The 16,968-nt window shown below is 39.5% G+C and carries 13 protein-coding genes; 7 read left to right on the forward strand and 6 right to left on the reverse strand.

Features of this window, described 5'->3' with window-relative positions; translation table 11 throughout:
* Positions 1-117: 117 nt before the first annotated feature.
* Together EZJ28_RS04245 and hutH are read left to right on the forward strand one after the other, a co-directional pair.
* Positions 118-1,635: an NAD(P)H-hydrate dehydratase gene (locus EZJ28_RS04245; protein ID WP_131395281.1), complete on the forward strand. Its 1,518-nt coding sequence runs from the start codon at positions 118-120 to the stop codon at positions 1,633-1,635.
* 114 nt (positions 1,636-1,749) lie between these two features.
* The gene (hutH, locus tag EZJ28_RS04250; RefSeq protein WP_131395283.1) at positions 1,750-3,255 is read left to right on the forward strand and encodes a histidine ammonia-lyase; all 1,506 of its coding nucleotides are present in this window, start codon (positions 1,750-1,752) and stop codon (positions 3,253-3,255) included.
* Here the strand turns inward: hutH and EZJ28_RS04255 are convergent.
* Both EZJ28_RS04255 and EZJ28_RS04260 read right to left on the reverse strand, forming a co-directional pair.
* The gene (locus EZJ28_RS04255) at positions 3,252-3,626 is read right to left on the reverse strand and encodes a hypothetical protein (RefSeq protein WP_131395285.1); all 375 of its coding nucleotides are present in this window, start codon (positions 3,624-3,626) and stop codon (positions 3,252-3,254) included. The two genes, hutH and EZJ28_RS04255, sit on opposite strands and share 4 nt — an antisense overlap.
* A 110-nt stretch (positions 3,627-3,736) precedes the next feature.
* Positions 3,737-6,292, reverse strand: a complete 2,556-nt coding sequence (locus EZJ28_RS04260) for an ATP-dependent Clp protease ATP-binding subunit (protein ID WP_131395819.1) — start codon at positions 6,290-6,292, stop codon at positions 3,737-3,739.
* Positions 6,293-6,540: 248 nt separating this feature from the next.
* Here EZJ28_RS04260 and gyrA point away from each other — a divergent pair, with 248 nt between their 5' ends.
* Entirely contained in the window at positions 6,541-9,072 is a 2,532-nt protein-coding gene (gene gyrA, locus EZJ28_RS04265) for a DNA gyrase subunit A (RefSeq protein WP_131395287.1), read from the forward strand.
* A gap of 21 nt (positions 9,073-9,093) precedes the next feature.
* A complete protein-coding gene (locus tag EZJ28_RS04270) occupies positions 9,094-10,332 on the forward strand; it encodes a lipopolysaccharide assembly protein LapB (RefSeq protein ID WP_131395289.1) in 1,239 nt (412 codons plus the stop codon).
* 71 nt (positions 10,333-10,403) lie between these two features.
* Here EZJ28_RS04270 and EZJ28_RS04275 read toward each other — a convergent pair whose 3' ends face one another.
* Both EZJ28_RS04275 and EZJ28_RS04280 read right to left on the reverse strand, forming a co-directional pair.
* Positions 10,404-11,156 (reverse strand): C40 family peptidase, encoded by a 753-nt coding sequence (locus EZJ28_RS04275; protein WP_131395291.1) that lies wholly within the window; start codon positions 11,154-11,156, stop codon positions 10,404-10,406.
* A 16-nt stretch (positions 11,157-11,172) separates the two neighbouring features.
* Entirely contained in the window at positions 11,173-12,354 is a 1,182-nt protein-coding gene (locus EZJ28_RS04280; RefSeq protein ID WP_131395821.1) for an acetyl-CoA C-acyltransferase, read from the reverse strand.
* A 113-nt stretch (positions 12,355-12,467) separates the two neighbouring features.
* On the opposite strand from EZJ28_RS04280, the gene EZJ28_RS04285 reads away from it, so the two are divergent.
* Positions 12,468-14,513 carry an HD family phosphohydrolase gene (locus tag EZJ28_RS04285; RefSeq protein ID WP_131395294.1) on the forward strand — a complete coding sequence of 682 codons (2,046 nt, stop codon included), beginning with the start codon at positions 12,468-12,470 and terminating at the stop codon, positions 14,511-14,513.
* Here EZJ28_RS04285 and EZJ28_RS04290 read toward each other — a convergent pair whose 3' ends face one another.
* Complete coding sequence (locus tag EZJ28_RS04290; protein WP_131395296.1) at positions 14,514-14,966, reverse strand: transcription elongation factor; 453 nt, start codon at positions 14,964-14,966, stop codon at positions 14,514-14,516.
* Between the two features lie 181 nt (positions 14,967-15,147).
* Between EZJ28_RS04290 and EZJ28_RS04295 the strand changes: the two genes are divergently transcribed.
* Positions 15,148-15,819, forward strand: coding sequence for a hypothetical protein (locus EZJ28_RS04295; protein WP_131395298.1), 672 nt, complete (start codon positions 15,148-15,150; stop codon positions 15,817-15,819).
* Positions 15,809-16,540, forward strand: a complete 732-nt coding sequence (locus EZJ28_RS04300; protein ID WP_131395301.1) for a DUF3307 domain-containing protein — start codon at positions 15,809-15,811, stop codon at positions 16,538-16,540. Before EZJ28_RS04295 ends, EZJ28_RS04300 begins: the two co-directional genes overlap by 11 nt.
* Here the strand turns inward: EZJ28_RS04300 and EZJ28_RS04305 are convergent.
* Complete coding sequence (locus EZJ28_RS04305; RefSeq protein ID WP_131395303.1) at positions 16,517-16,924, reverse strand: glyoxalase; 408 nt, start codon at positions 16,922-16,924, stop codon at positions 16,517-16,519. The genes EZJ28_RS04300 and EZJ28_RS04305 overlap by 24 nt on opposite strands.
* Positions 16,925-16,968 lie beyond the last annotated feature (44 nt).

Here is a 16,968-nt window from a genome sequence, read left to right on the forward strand (position 1 = left end):
CCCAAATTTATTCAATTCGGAAAGAATACAATATTTATTTATGCTTTTTATGGTGCATTATGCAAAATCCCTGTTTAAGCTTATATTTGAGAGTGACCACTAAAAGAAATGATTCCTATGAAAATACTTTCTGCAGAACAACTTTCGGAAGCCGATAAGATCAGTATTGAAAAGCAGAAGATCACCTCTGAAGAGCTGATGGAACGTGCAGCGACCCTGGTATTTGATGAGATACATAAACGACTGCAGGGAGCTCCTATTCCTGTAAAGGTCTTTTGTGGAATTGGCAATAATGGCGGAGATGGCCTGGTAGTGGCCCGGCACCTAATCCAGCACGGTTATGAGGTCACCGTATTTATTGTGAATTATAGCGATAAACGATCTGATGATTTCCTTGCTAATTATGAAAAATTAAAAAAAGTTTCGAATGACTGGCCTAGTCTGATAAAAGGTGAGCCCGACTTTCCCACTCTAGAACCCGGAGATTTTGTTATCGATGCTATTTTTGGAATAGGCCTTAATAGGCCTATAGAGGGCTGGATGGCAGATCTTGTGAAATTGATCAACCAATCTCAGGCCTTCACCTTATCGGTAGATATGCCTAGCGGACTTTTTTCTGATAAAGTTCCAGGTGAAGAAGACGCAGTTATAGAAGCAGATTATACCCTGAGTTTCCAGGCTCCTAAAATCGTTTTCTTTTTGCCAGAGACCATGGATTATGTTGGAGATTTGCAGATAATGGATATTGGTCTGGACCGTGAATTTCTGGCAGATATTCCTTCAAAGACTTTTCTTATCAATAAGGATATGGTTCTGCCTCTTTACAAACAACGGAGGAAGAATTCGCATAAAGGGGATTATGGTCACGCCCTTATTGCCGGTGGAAGTTACGGTAAGATAGGCAGCGTTCTTCTTACGGCTACAGCGGCCTTGAAAACAGGTACGGGGCTCTGTACCGTATATATTCCGAAATGTGGTTATGAAATTGTCCAAACAGGTCTTCCTGAGGCTATGGTTCTAACAGATACTGAAAATAATCTGTTGAGTTCCTATCCCGAAGATTTTAAAGCTGATGTGATTTGTTTTGGAATGGGAGTGGGAACTGCCGAAAAATCGGTTAAAGCCCTAAAAAGTTTTCTGAAAGCTTCAACTTCTCCCATGCTTATAGATGCGGATGGACTTAATATCCTTTCAAAAAATATAGAGCTTTTGTCGTTGCTGCCTGAAAATTCTATTTTAACGCCACATCCGGGAGAATTGAAAAGACTGGTGGGAGAATGGAAGGACGATTTTCATAAACTGGAACTGGTAAAGGACTTCAGTAAAGAACATGGAGTTATTGTGGTGCTCAAGGGGGCTCATACTTTTACCATCAACCGGGATGAGATTTTTATTAATAATTCAGGTAATCCTGGAATGGCAACTGCCGGCAGCGGGGATGTACTTTCGGGTATTATTACTTCGTTAATTGGGCAAGCTTACGATCCCTTGGTAGCCGCAGTACTTGGTGTGTTTATCCATGGACTTTCCGGAGATATTTCGGCAGAGAAATCAGGTTATGAAAGCGTTCTTGCAGGTGATATTGCCAGAAATACGGGGAAAGCTTTTCAAGAGTTGCTCAAAGAGTTAAATTGAAGATTAGGAATAATAGCCGTCTTTTTTTTAAAATATTGCTATTTAAGTAGTCTAATATTTGGAATCTTATGTTTGAAGTAAGATTTTTGCATTCGTTAAATCCAAATCTGTAAGATGCAAACCCATCATTATATTAGTTCTGCTGTTTTAGATATCGAAGTGATCCATGATATTATCAAAACAGGAAAAAAACTGGCTTTAAGTGATGAATCCCGCCTGAATATTGAAAAGTCACGAAAATATCTTGACGATAAGATAAAACAAAGTGATGCTCCTGTGTATGGGATCAATACAGGATTTGGAGCTTTATGTAACGTAAAGATAACCTCAGAAAAGCTAACCGAGCTTCAGGAGAATCTGGTAAGATCTCATGCCTGCGGAACAGGGGACGAGGTATCAAAGCCGGTGGTTAAACTGATGCTTCTTCTGAAGATCCAGTCCCTTAGCTACGGAAATTCGGGAGTGGCTTTACAAACAGTAGAAAGGCTTATAGATTTTTATAATGAGGAGATTTTGCCGGTGGTATATGAACAGGGTTCCCTGGGTGCTTCTGGTGATCTTGCTCCCCTGGCTCATCTTGCTCTTCCCCTTATAGGTGATGGAAATGTTTATTTTGAAAATAAAGTTATATCAGGGGAAGAATTACTGAAGGTAAAAGGCTGGGAGCCAGTAAAACTTCAAAGTAAGGAAGGTCTTGCCTTGCTTAACGGGACTCAGTTCATGAGTGCTCATGCTGTGTATGCATTGATGAAATCCTATAAGCTGTCTTACATGGCCGACCTTATCGGGGCTATTTCTGTTGACGCTTTTGATTGTAATCTTTCGCCATATGATGAACTTGTGCACCTGGTGAGACCGCACCGGGGACAGATAAAAACAGCTGAAAGAATTAGGAATTTCCTTGAAGGTAGTGAAATTGCCCAGACAGAAAAAGACAATGTTCAGGATCCATATTCTTTTAGATGTATTCCACAGGTTCACGGCGCTTCCAAGGACACGCTTTCATTTGTTAGAAAAACGGTGAAGACCGAGATAAATTCGGTAACCGATAATCCTAATATTTTTATTGAGGCAGATAAGATCATTTCGGGAGGGAATTTTCACGGGCAGCCGTTGGCTTTGGGGCTGGATTACCTGGCTATAGCTCTTTCAGAACTTGCGAATATTTCAGAAAGAAGGACCTTTCAACTGGTATCGGGACTAAGAGGTCTTCCAAATTTTCTTGTAGAAAACCCGGGGCTTAACAGCGGTTTTATGATTCCACAATATACAGCCGCGAGTATAGTAAGTCAGAATAAACAACTGTCCTCTCCGGCATCCATAGATTCTATAGTTTCTTCTAATGGACAGGAAGATCATGTAAGTATGGGAGCCAATAGCGCTACAAAACTTTTGAAAGTGGTAGAAAATTTAAATACCGTGCTGGCTATTGAGCTTTTTAACGCTTCACAGGCGCTACATTTCAGAGAGCCGGCAAAAACATCTCCGCAACTTTCAGAAATACTGGAAAGCTTCAGGGAGCAGGTGCCAGTGCTTACCGAAGATAGAACCATGGCTCCTTACATTAAGAAGGCTAAAGATTTTATAGAGAATTTAGAGGTTGAAGATTTTGCTGACTAAATCTTGGTTTTGATCCATTCTACGGCTTCTTCCAGCGTTTGAAAAACTTCAAAGGAATTATTGCCTTTATAGAATTTCCTTTCAACCTGATCAGCATTCTGCCGGGTCATTTCATTTTCGCTAACCACAGCTATTGCCTTGAGGTTTTTCGTATTGGCCGATTCGAAATAAACCATAGGATCCACAGCATATGAGTTGACACGATGGGAAATATATCCGTAATTCTTACCCTGGAAGATTTTTTTGCCAAGTTCTAGCAGTTTTTTATTATTCCGGACTTCAAATAAAACTCCTTCGTTAAGTTTGGCTATTAAGATATTGTCGTGAATAGTTACTATTCCAAACTCAAGTTCAATCTTTTCAGTGGGCATTTTGTAGGGCTTAGAAGGACCTAAAAATAAGTTAATTTCAAGATTTCTAAAAATAAATGTAAAAAAAACCGCTTAAGAAAAGCGGTTTTTTAAGGTCTTGTATTAAGTATCTAAGATTCAGTTTCTTCGACTGATTTCTTGATATCAATAGTAAGTTCATTTTTATCCTCGTCCAGATCCATCACGATTTTATCTCCTTCTTTCAACTTGGAAGTGATAATCTCTTCCGCTAGTGCATCCTCTATATATTTCTGGATCGCTCTGTTGAGTGGACGGGCCCCATATTGTTTGTCGAAACCTTTCTCAGCGATAAAATCTTTCGCCTTATCAGTAAGACTAAGGTCGTATCCAAGGCCATGGATTCTTTCAAACAGTTTAGCGAGTTCAATATCAATGATCTTATGAATATCTTCCCTTTCAAGAGTATTGAAGACCATTACATCATCAATACGGTTAAGGAATTCAGGCGCGAAAGCCTTTTTAAGTGCATTTTCGATCACACTTCTTGTGTTGTCATCTGCCTGAGATTTCTTGGCTGATGTTCCAAAACCAACACCCTGACCAAAATCCTTCAGTTTTCTGGCCCCTATATTAGATGTCATGATAATGATCGTATTCCTGAAATCGATCTTTCTTCCAAGGCTGTCAGTAAGGTAACCATCATCAAGAACCTGAAGCAACATGTTAAATACATCGGGATGAGCTTTTTCAACTTCGTCCAGAAGAACTACCGCATAAGGTTTTCTCCGAACCTTTTCGGTAAGCTGACCACCTTCTTCATATCCAACGTAGCCCGGAGGTGCTCCTATTAATCGGGAGACAGCAAATTTTTCCATGTATTCGCTCATATCTATACGAATGAGCGCATCGTCATTGTCAAATAATTCCCGGGCAAGTACTTTTGCAAGCTGGGTTTTACCAACCCCGGTCTGTCCAAGGAAAATGAATGATCCAATAGGCTTATTGGGATCTTTAAGACCGGCTCTGTTGCGCTGTATCGCTTTTACTACTTTACCTACAGCTTCATCCTGCCCAATTACCTTACCTTTTATCTTCTTAGGTAATTCCACCAATTTATTGCTTTCGGTTTGAGCGATCCTGTTAACAGGTATACCTGTCATCATTGAAACCACATCCGCAACATTTTCTTCTGATACAGTTTCTTTATGTTTTTTAGATTCTTCTTCCCATTTCTCCTGGGCAATACTTAGTTCTTTTTCCAGGTTTTTCTCATCATCCCTGAGCTTAGCAGCCTCTTCATATTTCTGTTTCTTAACAACAGAATTCTTGTTTTCTCTAACTTCCTCGAGCTTTCTTTCAAGGTCGAGAATTTGTTTGGGAACATCAATATTGGTAATATGTACTCTGGAGCCGGCCTCATCCAAAGCATCAATAGCCTTGTCTGGCAGGAATCTGTCGGTCATATACCTATTAGTGAGTTTTACACAGGCTTGGATAGCCTCATCGGTGTAAACCACATTGTGATGCTCTTCGTATTTATTCTTAATATTATTGAGTATCTCAATTGTTTCCTCTACCGTAGTTGGTTCAACGATCACTTTCTGGAATCTCCGTTCAAGAGCTCCGTCTTTTTCTATATACTGTCTGTATTCATCCAGGGTAGTGGCTCCAATACATTGTATCTCTCCTCTCGCCAGAGCTGGTTTGAACATATTACTGGCATCCAAACTTCCTGTGGCACCACCAGCGCCAACAATCGTGTGAATCTCGTCTATGAAAAGGATGATATCATCATTCTTTTCCAGCTCATTCATAACCGCTTTCATTCTTTCCTCGAACTGTCCACGGTATTTGGTTCCCGCCACAAGACTGGCAAGATCAAGGGTTACCACTCTTTTGTCAAAAAGTATCCTTGAAACTTTACGTTTTACTATCCTTAAGGCCAGACCTTCAGCGATCGCTGATTTCCCAACACCAGGTTCTCCTATTAAAAGAGGATTGTTCTTTTTTCTTCTGCTAAGAATTTGTGAAACCCTTTCAATTTCTTTCTCTCGGCCAACCACAGGATCAAGTTTATCAGCCTCGGCCAGAGCAGTAAGGTCTCTTCCGAAATTATCCAGAACCGGGGTTTTAGATTTTTTAGCTGTTTTCCCTGTGCTTCCACTACTGCTAAAAGGATTTTCTCTTGTAGTCTCATCACTGTCATCATCGTCTGAGAAAGACTCTGCGGCGGGACTATCAGTGAAATCATCTTCGTCACTTGCGATCATGTATTTGAACTGATCTTTTACTCCATCGTAATCTATTTTCAATTTATTCAGCAGTTTAGTTGTTGGATCGTTCTCATTCCTCAAAATGCATAATAGCAGGTGAGCTGTATTAATAGAAGAGCTCTGGAATAATTTGGCTTCCAGAAATGTAGTTTTCAAAGCACGTTCTGCCTGCCTCGTAAGATGCAGGTTTCTTTTTTCGTTACTTATGGTCACGGTATTGGGGTTAGCCGGGCTAAGAATCTCTACTTTACGCCTCAAATGACTAAGGTCTATTTCCAGGGCATTTAATATCTCTATGGCTTTTCCATCTCCATCTCTCAGCAAACCAAGCATAAGATGCTCAGTCCCGATGAAATCGTGACCAAGTCTTAATGCTTCTTCCTTGCTGTAAGCAATTACATCTTTTACTCTTGGTGAAAAATTATCATCCATTTTATCTTCCTTTCTCAAATGTTGTTTTCACTACGAATTTGGTCAAAAACTGTACCTAATAGGGAGTTAGTAGCTAATAGACAAAATTACTTTCATTTATCAAAGCGTAAAATAGTGAACTTATTAACCAAATCACAATAAAAATTTGTTAATAAAAATAAGGCTTAATGCCGGCTCAAAGGCCTAAAAGAGGGATAAAATATGTAAATTGCCCCTTAGATTTTTTGAGATAAATTAAATTTTAAAATATGGCTGAAGGAGAAAAGCTAATTCCTATCAACATTGAAGATGAAATGAAATCGGCCTATATCGATTATTCGATGTCGGTCATTGTGTCACGTGCGTTACCAGATGTACGGGATGGTTTGAAACCTGTTCACAGGAGGGTTCTGTATGGAATGTATGAACTCGGAGTTCTGTCTAACAGAGCTTATAAAAAGTCGGCCAGGATAGTAGGAGAGGTATTAGGTAAGTATCACCCGCATGGAGATTCGTCGGTCTATGACACTATGGTGAGGATGGCTCAGGATTGGAGTATGAGATATATGCTTGTGGATGGCCAGGGTAACTATGGGTCTGTTGACGGTGACAGTCCGGCAGCGATGCGTTATACCGAGGCGCGTATGCGCAAGATCAGCGAGGATATGCTGGCTGATATTGATAAGGAAACTGTTGATACTCAGCTTAACTTCGATGACTCATTGAACGAGCCGGTAGTTCTGCCAACCAGAATTCCAAATCTTTTAGTGAATGGAGCCAGTGGTATCGCGGTGGGAATGGCTACCAATATGCCACCTCATAACCTGGCAGAGGTTATAGACGGTACTATAGCTTATATAGATAATCACGATATAGAGATTGATGAGCTTATTGAGCATATTAAAGCACCCGATTTTCCAACCGGTGGTATCATTTATGGATATGATGGTGTAAAGGAAGCCTTTAAAACGGGGAGAGGCCGTATCGTGATGCGTGCCAAATCCCATATGGAGGAGATCAACGGAAGAGAATTCCTTGTTGTGACCGAAATCCCATACCAGGTTAATAAGGCTGATATGATCAAGAAAACAGCCGATCTCGTAAATGAGAAAAAAATAGATGGAATTAGTCTGATAAGGGATGAGTCTGACCGTAACGGTATGCGTATCGTATACCAGCTAAAAAGAGACGCGATCCCGAATATCGTTCTAAATACCTTATTCAAACATACGGCGCTTCAGTCTTCTTTCAGTGTAAATAATATTGCGCTGGTAAACGGAAGACCTGAGATGTTGAATCTTAAGGATCTTATTTACCATTTTGTTGAACACAGGCATGATGTGGTGGTTCGCAGAACAGAGTTCGAACTTAAGAAAGCTAAAGACCGGGCTCATATATTAGAAGGGTTGATCATTGCTTCAGATAATATTGATGAAGTAATAGCCCTTATTCGTGCTTCTTCAAATGCAGATGAGGCCAGACAAAAGCTTATGGATCGTTTTGAATTAACCGAAGTTCAGGCGAAAGCAATCGTCGAAATGAGGTTAAGACAGTTAACCGGTCTGGAGCAGGATAAACTAAGAGCTGAATATGAAGAAATTCTGAAGACTATAGAAGACCTTGAAGACATCCTTGCGCGTAAAGAACGCAGAATGGAGGTTATTAAAGATGAGCTTCTTGAAGTTAAAGAAAAATATGGTGATGAAAGGCGTTCTCAAATTGAGTATTCCGGGGGAGACCTTAGTATAGAAGATATGATCCCGGATGAAAGAGTAGTGATCACAATTTCACATGCGGGATATATCAAGAGAACTTCTCTAAATGAATACAAGAAACAGAACAGAGGAGGAGTAGGACAGAAAGGTTCTACAACCAGGAATGAAGATTTTCTGGAATATCTTTTCGTGGGAACTAATCACCAGTACATGCTGTTCTTTACCCAGAATGGTAAATGTTACTGGATGAGAGTTTATGAGATACCTGAAGGTAGTAAGGCTTCAAAAGGAAGGGCTATTCAGAACCTTATAAATATTGAGCCGGATGACAAGGTGAATGCTTTCATCTGTACACAGGATCTTAAAGATGAGGAATATGTCAACAACCACTTCGTGATTATGGCCACTAAGAAGGGGCAGGTTAAGAAGACGAGACTGGAGAAATATTCACGTCCACGTACAAATGGTATCAATGCAATTACCATTAAGGATGGGGATGAGCTTCTTGAAGCTAAGCTTACCACAGGTAACAGTCAGGTAATGCTAGCTGTGAAGAGTGGTAAAGCTATTAGGTTTGAAGAAAGTAAGACCAGGCCAATGGGAAGGAATGCATCGGGAGTAAGAGGTATTACTCTTGCCAGTGATGACGATGAAGTGGTAGGAATGGTTTCTGTTAATGAGTTTGACTCAGACATACTTGTTGTTTCTGAGAATGGCTACGGAAAACGTTCTAGTCTTGAGGACTACCGTATCACAAACCGCGGTGGAAAAGGAGTTAAGACCATATCGGTTACAGAAAAGACCGGACAACTTGTCGCGATTAAGAACGTTTCCGATAAGGACGATCTAATGATCATAAACAAGTCTGGTATAGCGATACGTATGGCCGTGGAAGATCTTAGGGTTATGGGACGTGCTACTCAGGGAGTTAGACTTATAAACTTAAAGGGCAATGATGCTATCGCTGCCGTAGCCAAAGTACTTCATGATGAAGATGATGTTGAAAGCATGGAGGAAGCCGAAAAGCCTGTAGGTGGTGAGGAACCGGCTAATGGCACAACTATTGCAGATGATAGTGAAGAATAGAAAACTTAAACCAAAACAATAATGAAAACTAATATTTTTGTGCTGGGTCTGTCGCTATTTTCGATGACAGTTTTTGCCCAGAAAGATCAGGTAAAAAATGCTGAAGATGCTATTGACGATGGCAATTATGCCGAGGCAAAAGCTCAACTTAAAATAGCCGAGCAGAATCTAGGAGAATTAAATGATAAGTGGACCGAGAATTTTTATTTTTATAAAGGTAAGGCGTATATGGGAAGTGGCAATGCTTCGGCCGCAGACCTTAAGATAGCTGCAGAAGCGTTTCAGAAAGCTGCTGAAATGGGAAGCGATGAGGCTGCCGAAAGCCTGATGGCCCTTAAGAATAATCTTATCCAAAGCGCAATCGATGATCAGAACAAAGAGGATTTTGAATCTGCTGCAGATAAGCTTTATACAAGTTATGAGCTAAGTAAAAAGGATACTATTTATCTATATTATGCAGCCAATAACCTTGTTCAGGCTCAAAATTACACTAAAGCGGTTGAATACCTTGAGATGCTTAGTGAGATGGATTATGATGGTTCCGGAACGGAATATACCGCTGTGAACGTAGAGAACGGTGCTGTAGAATCATTTGGTTCTAAAGATCAAAGAGATCTTATGGTTAAAACAGAACAATATAAAGATCCTGCAGTACGTGAAATTCCTTCCAAAAAAGGAGATGTTGCGCAACTTATCGCAAGGATCTACATAAGCCAGAAAGAATATGATAAAGCGATAGCTGCGATGGACAAAGCTAAAGCTACCAATCCTGATGATATGAGCCTTCTTAAAGCTGAAGCCAATATGTACTATCAGATGGGTGATAAGGAAAAAGCACGAACAATCCTTGAAGATCTTGCAGAGAAGGATCCTAATGATGCCGAAACACTAAATAATATAGGTCTTATGTATGCTGAAATAGGTGATACAAAAAAAGCTGTAGAATTTTATGACAGGGCTCTTGCCATTGATGAGGAAATGAACAACGCAAGAATTAATAAGGTGGCTGCCATTCTTAGTAAGGAAAGAAAGATTATTGATGAAATGAATGGATTGGGGATGAGTAAAGCTGATAACGAGCGTTACGAAGAACTGGACGAAGAAAGAAAGGAACTTTATGCTGAAGTGGTTCCAATCCTTGAAAAAGCCATCGAAATTGAACCGAACAATACTGATGCGATCAAAACAGCAATGAACATTTACTCAAATCTTGGTAACCAGGAAAAAGTTGATGAAATGAAAGCTAAGCTTAATCAATAAGCTTAATAATAACTGAACAAAAAAAACCCGCTGAAATTCAGCGGGTTTTTTTATGTATTTTCTGATGGGTTTTAAATGATCTTCTTTATTACTCTTAGCTTATGAGTATGTTTCCGTTCTTCGGTATTAAATATTCCGGAATGGTCTATGCGGTCTATTCTTACTTTGCCATCTACATGAATTATATAATGATCCTGCATAATAATTCCCACATGATCAATAATCCCTTCATTATCATCAAAAAATGCCAGATCTCCCGGTTCACTTTCCTCTATAAAACTTAAAGCCTCTCCTTGTTTCGCCTGTTCAGCGGCGCTTCTATTTAATCGCTCCCCATTGAGTTTATATACCATTTGAGTAAAACCGCTGCAGTCTAAGCCAAAAGGAGTTTTCCCTCCCCATAAATTCGGAGAATTAAGGTAGAGTAGTGCTGTATCCACTATATGATTCTTCATTGGCTTTAAAGGCGCTATAATCTCACCTTCAAACTTATGAGTAAGCCTGTCCTTAAAATTTAAAACCGATCCAAGAGGGACCGGCATTAAAAGTCCGTTATCATCGGTAACATATTCGATGAGATCTGATGAAAGTTGAAGAGGTACATCTTCGAGAGAATTGTAATCTTCTTCCTGTATCTTCCTGTACTGTTTATTAGCCACCCATGCTTCGAATCCGTCAAAAGCACATCTAATGCGACTCCAATGCGCTCTTTCTTCCAGAACCTTGAAGTGTTCACCATATAAGAGCTGGGAAGTCATCTCACTTGTGTGAGATGACAACGCTCTTAGAGGTACAATACTTAAATGGCAAATACCGTATTGCATTAACTCTTATTCAGTTTTAAGCATTACGTTCTATTACCATGGCCGATGCTCCGCCTCCTCCATTACAGATGGCAGCGGCACCTATTTTCGCATTATTCTGTTCCAGGATGTTTAGCAGAGTAATAAGTATCCTTACTCCACTGCATCCAAGAGGATGGCCCAAAGAAACGGCACCTCCGTTCACATTGGTATTTTTATCGTTTAATCCTAAAATTTTCATATTGGCTAGCCCAACCACCGAAAAGGCTTCGTTGAATTCAAAGAAATCCACTTCATCCATTTTAATTCCGGCTTTATCTATCGCCTTTGGAAGAGCCTTGGAAGGTGCGGTGGTGAACCATTTTGGTTCAGTAGCCGCATCGGCATAACTTCTAATTGTCGCCAGTGGTTTAATCCCCAGCTCGTCTGCTTTTTCCCTGCTCATTAAGATTACGGCTCCCGCACCATCATTAATGGTTGAAGCATTAGCCGCAGTTACAGTACCATCTTTTGAAAACGCGGGTCTTAATGAAGAAATCTTGTCCATACGTACATTCTTGTACTCTTCATCCTCCTTAACTATCACAGGATCTCCTTTTCTTTGGGGTACCTCTACAGGAACGACTTCGTTGTTAAACTTACCTTCTTTCCATGCTTTTGCTGATCTTTCATAGGATTGAATGGCAAATTTATCCTGATCTTCCCTCGAGAAGTTATGTTCGGTCGCACAAAGATCGGCACAAACACCCATAGCATTATGATCATAGGCATCTACCAGTCCGTCTTTCTGCATCCCATCCTCCATTTTTGCAGGACCAAATTTCTGTCCAGTTCTTAAGTGCAAATAATGGGGAATAAGGCTCATATTTTCCATGCCTCCGGCAACAACAATCGAGGTATCTCCAAGCATGATAGATTGTGCTCCCTGCATCACGGCTTTCATTCCGCTGGCGCAAACTTTATTAACGGTAGTACATGGAACCGTATCCGGGATTCCTGCACCAAGAGCAGCCTGTCTCGCAGGAGCCTGGCCAACCCCTGCCTGAACAACATTTCCCATAAGAACTTCCTCTATCATTTCTGGTTTAAGGTTGATCTTTTCCAAAGCTCCTTTAATGGCAATTGAGCCTAATTTTGTGGCAGGAATGCTTGATAAACTCCCTAAAAAACTCCCTATAGGAGTCCTTGCGGCGCTTACTATTACTACTTCTTTATTCATCATTTAAGTTTTATTAATTCAGGTCCTGCGAAGTTAGTGATTTTATAAGGAATTAAATAACCTGAGCCTATTCAGGCCTATTTTTACTACATTTGAGCATTACCTGAATATCTATGAGCGATTTCATTAATAAGCTATATAAAAATCAGGCACTTTTTTACAAGGTTTTCCTGTTTGTGCTTACCTCAGTTCTAATCGTTTACCTTCTTCCTAAAGGAGGCAAATTCAAATATGATATTCCCAAAGGGAAACCCTGGCAATATGAAAACCTCTATGCGCCTTTTGATTTTGCCATATTAAAGACCGACGAAGAAATAGCTGCTGAGAAACAGGATATAAGCCGCTCACATATTCCTTATTATAACTTTGATACAGAGAAGCCTGAAAGAATAAAGGAAGATGCCCTGCAGGAAGTTCAGAATGTTTTTCCCGATTCCACTCTCAGTGTTTATGAGACGATCATAGATGATTTTGTGACCGAAACAATAAATAAGATCTACGAGTTTGGGCTGCTTCAGGAAAGCGAACGTCTGGAACCTGATCAACTGGTCTATCTATTGAAAGGGAATGAAGCTTCAGAAGTCGCCTACAGGAGAATATTGAAACAGGGTGAAATACGTAGCTTTTTAAACAATGAGATAACCAATGCGGGTTTTTCATCTTTTAAAACAGAATTGCTGGAAGTGTTTTTCAATTCGGTGGAACCCAATGTCACCTTCAACAATAACCTCACACAGAAGGAACTTGAAAGTAAACTTAACAACATTTCATATACCCGCGGAATAATCGAGCAGGGGAGCCGTATTATAGCGAAAGGAGAAGTGGTTGAGGGTAATAAATACAATATTCTGCGCTCCCTTAAATCTGAATATGAATCCCAGGTATGGAGCCAGTCCAATTATAACTGGATCATAGTGGGGTATAGTGCTCTGGTTGCCCTGGCATTACTGATGCTACTGCTATTTATGCGGAAGTACCGAACCAGTGTTTTTGAAAATAATGTAAAGGTTACTTTCATATTTTTTAATATCATTTTTATGGTGATGCTTACCACTCTTGTGGTGAACTTCAATATTGATTATGTTTATGTAGTTCCTTTATGTATACTTCCGCTTACATTAAAAGCATTCTTTGATGCCCGGCTTGGATTATTTACCCATGTAATCACAGTCTTACTACTTGGCTTTATAGTTCCTAACAGTTATGAATACATGTTTCTCCAGATCATCGCCGGTATAGTTACAATTCTAACGGTAAGTGAACTTTATAAAAGGGCGAATCTTTTTATTTCTGTTGGGCAGATCACATTGGTGTATATTGTTGCTTATTTCGCGTTTACCGTTATCCAGGAGGGGGATATAAGCGATATGAAACCTGAGATCTTTCTTACTTTCATCCTTGGCGGTCTTGCCACTCTTTTTGTACAGCCTCTTATTTATGTATATGAAAAGATATTTGGAATGGTGAGCGACATGTCGCTTCTTGAGCTTTCAGATACTAATTCGAAGTTGTTAAAAGAGCTAGCAGAAAAGGCTCCCGGAACTTTTCATCATAGTCTTAATGTTGCCAATCTTGCCGAAGCTGCGGCTAATGAGATTCAGGCGAATGCAATGCTTGCCAGGGTGGGAGCATTGTATCATGATATAGGGAAGATGCACAACCCTACTTATTTTACCGAAAATCAAACGACTTCTGTTAATTCACATGATGAATTATCTCCCCGTGAGAGTGCTCAGATCATCATTGAACATGTGATCAAGGGAATAGAAATAGCGAAAAAGAACAATCTGCCAGACAGGGTTATTGATTTTATAAGAACCCATCATGGAACCACCACTGTATATTATTTCTATATGAAGGAGAAGGAGATCAATAAAAATGCTCCTTCTGAAGATTTTCGTTATCCAGGCCCTATACCTTTTAGCAAGGAGACGGCTATTCTAATGATGTGCGATAGTGTGGAAGCGGCAAGTAAAAGTATTAAGGAGCCAACCTCTGTTCTTATTGATAACTTCGTGGAGAAGATCATAGATAAGCAATTAGAGGAGGGGCAGTTTCTAAATTCGAATATTACTTTTAAAGAAATACAGATGGTAAAGAAGATCCTTAAGCGAAAACTTAAAAATATTTACCATCTGCGAATTGAGTATCCTGAATAATCAATGCACATTCAGGATTTTTTGCTCTTTGCCGTTAAAAGTGAAGCTGTCACCAGCTTTTTTACCTTTCATTTCCTGATAAATTGGAGCTTCTGTGGAAATAGCAAAAACAGTGCTTCCTTCGTCAAGTGAAATTTTACCCAGAGCAACCGAAATGAAATAATAATTTTCTGAAGTTTCCACAACGCTTCCAAAATCTATCTGTTCGGTATAATGCTTCTGATCTATCCTGCTTAGTTTTTCCTTCATTTTTCGGGAATTATCCAGGTACTCGGCATACTTTTCAAAATCTCCCAGTAACTGACCTTTCGAGTCATCTTCATCATAATCTGTATGGGCATCATTGTTTTCCATGGACTCCCTTATCTGGGCCATCTCATTTTCATACTTTTCTATCTGCCTGTTCACAATATCCAGGCACTTGTAAAATAATTCTTCCTTGTTAGCTATCATGTTTCTTAATTCTCATTTACAACTTTAAAATTAATTAAGCTTTACTGGCTTAAAGAAGATTTAGCAAATATTTAATACCACTAATCCCTAATAGTCTATAAGCTTATATTAGTAAAAAATAAGCTTTAAAGCTTATAATTATATTTTATAAGGTTTAAAACTTATTTTGTATATTTGTAATATGATTGCAGTACTTTCGGCCGACCTTCTATCATCTACCAGTTACTCCTCAAAGTTGCTGGAAAGGGTGATCAATGTTCTTAATAAAGAGTTCAGGAAGCTGGAAAAGCTTACCGAACCTACTTCAGAATTCAGGATATATAGAGGAGACAGTTTTCAGGGTATTGTTTATGAACCTGAAAAAGCCCTGCTTTTTGCTCTTCGAATTAAAACAGCTATCAACAGGCTACACCTTAACGATCTGGAAAGCAACAGGGCCTTTAAACGTGAAGCCGACCTTAGAATGGCTATAGGTATAGGTACTTATGATTTCAAAAGGGATTCTATTCTTGAATCAAACGGACAGGCTTTCCAGTTTTCGGGAAGAAGTTTAGATGAGATCAAAAAAGATAATCGTAAGTTAAAACTAAAGACACCACAGGAAGATGTAAATAATGAATTTGATGCTTCCTTTTTTCTTTTCGATACCTTATCAGATAAATGGAGTACAGCTTCAGCCGAAGTAATTTATTATCTTCTACAGGGGTTTAAGGAAACTGAAATTGCCACGGAATTAGGTATAAGTCAATCGGCAGTAAATCAACGAAAGAAAGCTGCTGGCTGGGATGCAATCGAAGCCTTATTACTTCGTTATAAAACCGTAATGAACCAACATTTCGCAAATGGAAAATAGTATACTCATTCTTTTACAATTACTGCTGGCACACGTGATCACAGATTTTGTGATCCAGCCTACCAAATGGGTAAAACATAAACGCCGTAATAAATCAAAGTCTAAGTTTTTATACCTTCATGCCTTGATTGCCGGAATACTCACACTTATTTTCCTAATGAGAATAGAGTACTGGTATGTGGCACTATTTATCAGCTTCACACATTTCTTTACTGATCTGTGGAAACTGCAATTCTCCAGGGATACGCTTAAAATATTTATTTCAGATCAGGTTCTCCACCTCTTTGCAATTGTACTGGCATGGCTGTGGATCACTTCAAATTTCCAGAATATCATACCATACCTTTCTGAGCTTATAAGTTCTGAAACTGTAATGGCAATCCTCATAGGCTACCTCGTTATTATCTTTCCGGCCGGATTCCTGATAGGAAAAGCCACTATGAGATGGCAGAATGAAGTGGAAGACGATTTGAAACGAAACAGCCTGGATGCCGCCGGCAGATATATTGGAATATTTGAAAGGATTCTGGTACTAACATTTATCCTTACTCTTAATTTTTCAGCCATAGGTTTTCTTATCGCAGCAAAATCGATACTTCGTTTTAGCGATAAATCGGAAACCGGTGCAAGAAAACAGACTGAGTATGTGCTCATAGGAACCCTTATGAGCTTTACCATCACAATTCTGGTAGGTTTTCTAGTACGCCAGGTCGCGTTCTAAAAGCTGAATATTTCCCTGCAATCTTTCCTTTACAATATTCATCATCCTCTTGTTGAGGGCTGAAGAATTCTGAATATAGGTTTTATATTCGCGGATCGTGAATTGCCCAATGATCATCCCTTTAAGACTGTTTCTGAACTTAATGTCCTTTTGAATGGCATTTTCAATGTACAGCAGCCTTTTTTCAAGGTTAAGATCATAAAAGGCATTTTTGTGCTTGGTGATATAATTACGAAAAGCTGCCACCAGTAAATCATCCTGAAGTTTAGCTACAGGTCGAAGTGTTTCATTCTGAAACCTTTCATCTGAACTCATGTTTTCTGTAATCCTTGCTGAAGGAATCTCAGGTCTGAGCTCCATTAGGTTAATATCTCTCGGATTCATGGCAAGTAATGTTTCTTAAATATAACTATTTAAAGACTCGCATT

The sequence above is a fragment of the Gramella sp. KN1008 genome, from assembly GCF_004332155.1.
In the GTDB taxonomy this organism is placed as follows: Bacteria; Bacteroidota; Bacteroidia; order Flavobacteriales; family Flavobacteriaceae; genus Christiangramia.

Coding starts and splice junctions, on each gene's coding strand:
- EZJ28_RS04295 (WP_131395298.1), top strand. CDS start 15,148: ATGATTGCAGTACTTTCGGCCGACCTTCTATCATCTACCAGTTACTCC.
- gyrA (WP_131395287.1), top strand. CDS start 6,541: ATGGCTGAAGGAGAAAAGCTAATTCCTATCAACATTGAAGATGAAATG.
- hutH (WP_131395283.1), top strand. CDS start 1,750: ATGCAAACCCATCATTATATTAGTTCTGCTGTTTTAGATATCGAAGTG.
- EZJ28_RS04270 (WP_131395289.1), top strand. CDS start 9,094: ATGAAAACTAATATTTTTGTGCTGGGTCTGTCGCTATTTTCGATGACA.
- EZJ28_RS04285 (WP_131395294.1), top strand. CDS start 12,468: ATGAGCGATTTCATTAATAAGCTATATAAAAATCAGGCACTTTTTTAC.
- EZJ28_RS04275 (WP_131395291.1), bottom strand. CDS start 11,156: ATGCAATACGGTATTTGCCATTTAAGTATTGTACCTCTAAGAGCGTTG.
- EZJ28_RS04300 (WP_131395301.1), top strand. CDS start 15,809: ATGGAAAATAGTATACTCATTCTTTTACAATTACTGCTGGCACACGTG.
- EZJ28_RS04255 (WP_131395285.1), bottom strand. CDS start 3,626: ATGCCCACTGAAAAGATTGAACTTGAGTTTGGAATAGTAACTATTCAC.
- EZJ28_RS04290 (WP_131395296.1), bottom strand. CDS start 14,966: ATGATAGCTAACAAGGAAGAATTATTTTACAAGTGCCTGGATATTGTG.
- EZJ28_RS04245 (WP_131395281.1), top strand. CDS start 118: ATGAAAATACTTTCTGCAGAACAACTTTCGGAAGCCGATAAGATCAGT.
- EZJ28_RS04280 (WP_131395821.1), bottom strand. CDS start 12,354: ATGAATAAAGAAGTAGTAATAGTAAGCGCCGCAAGGACTCCTATAGGG.
- EZJ28_RS04260 (WP_131395819.1), bottom strand. CDS start 6,292: ATGGATGATAATTTTTCACCAAGAGTAAAAGATGTAATTGCTTACAGC.
- EZJ28_RS04305 (WP_131395303.1), bottom strand. CDS start 16,924: ATGAATCCGAGAGATATTAACCTAATGGAGCTCAGACCTGAGATTCCT.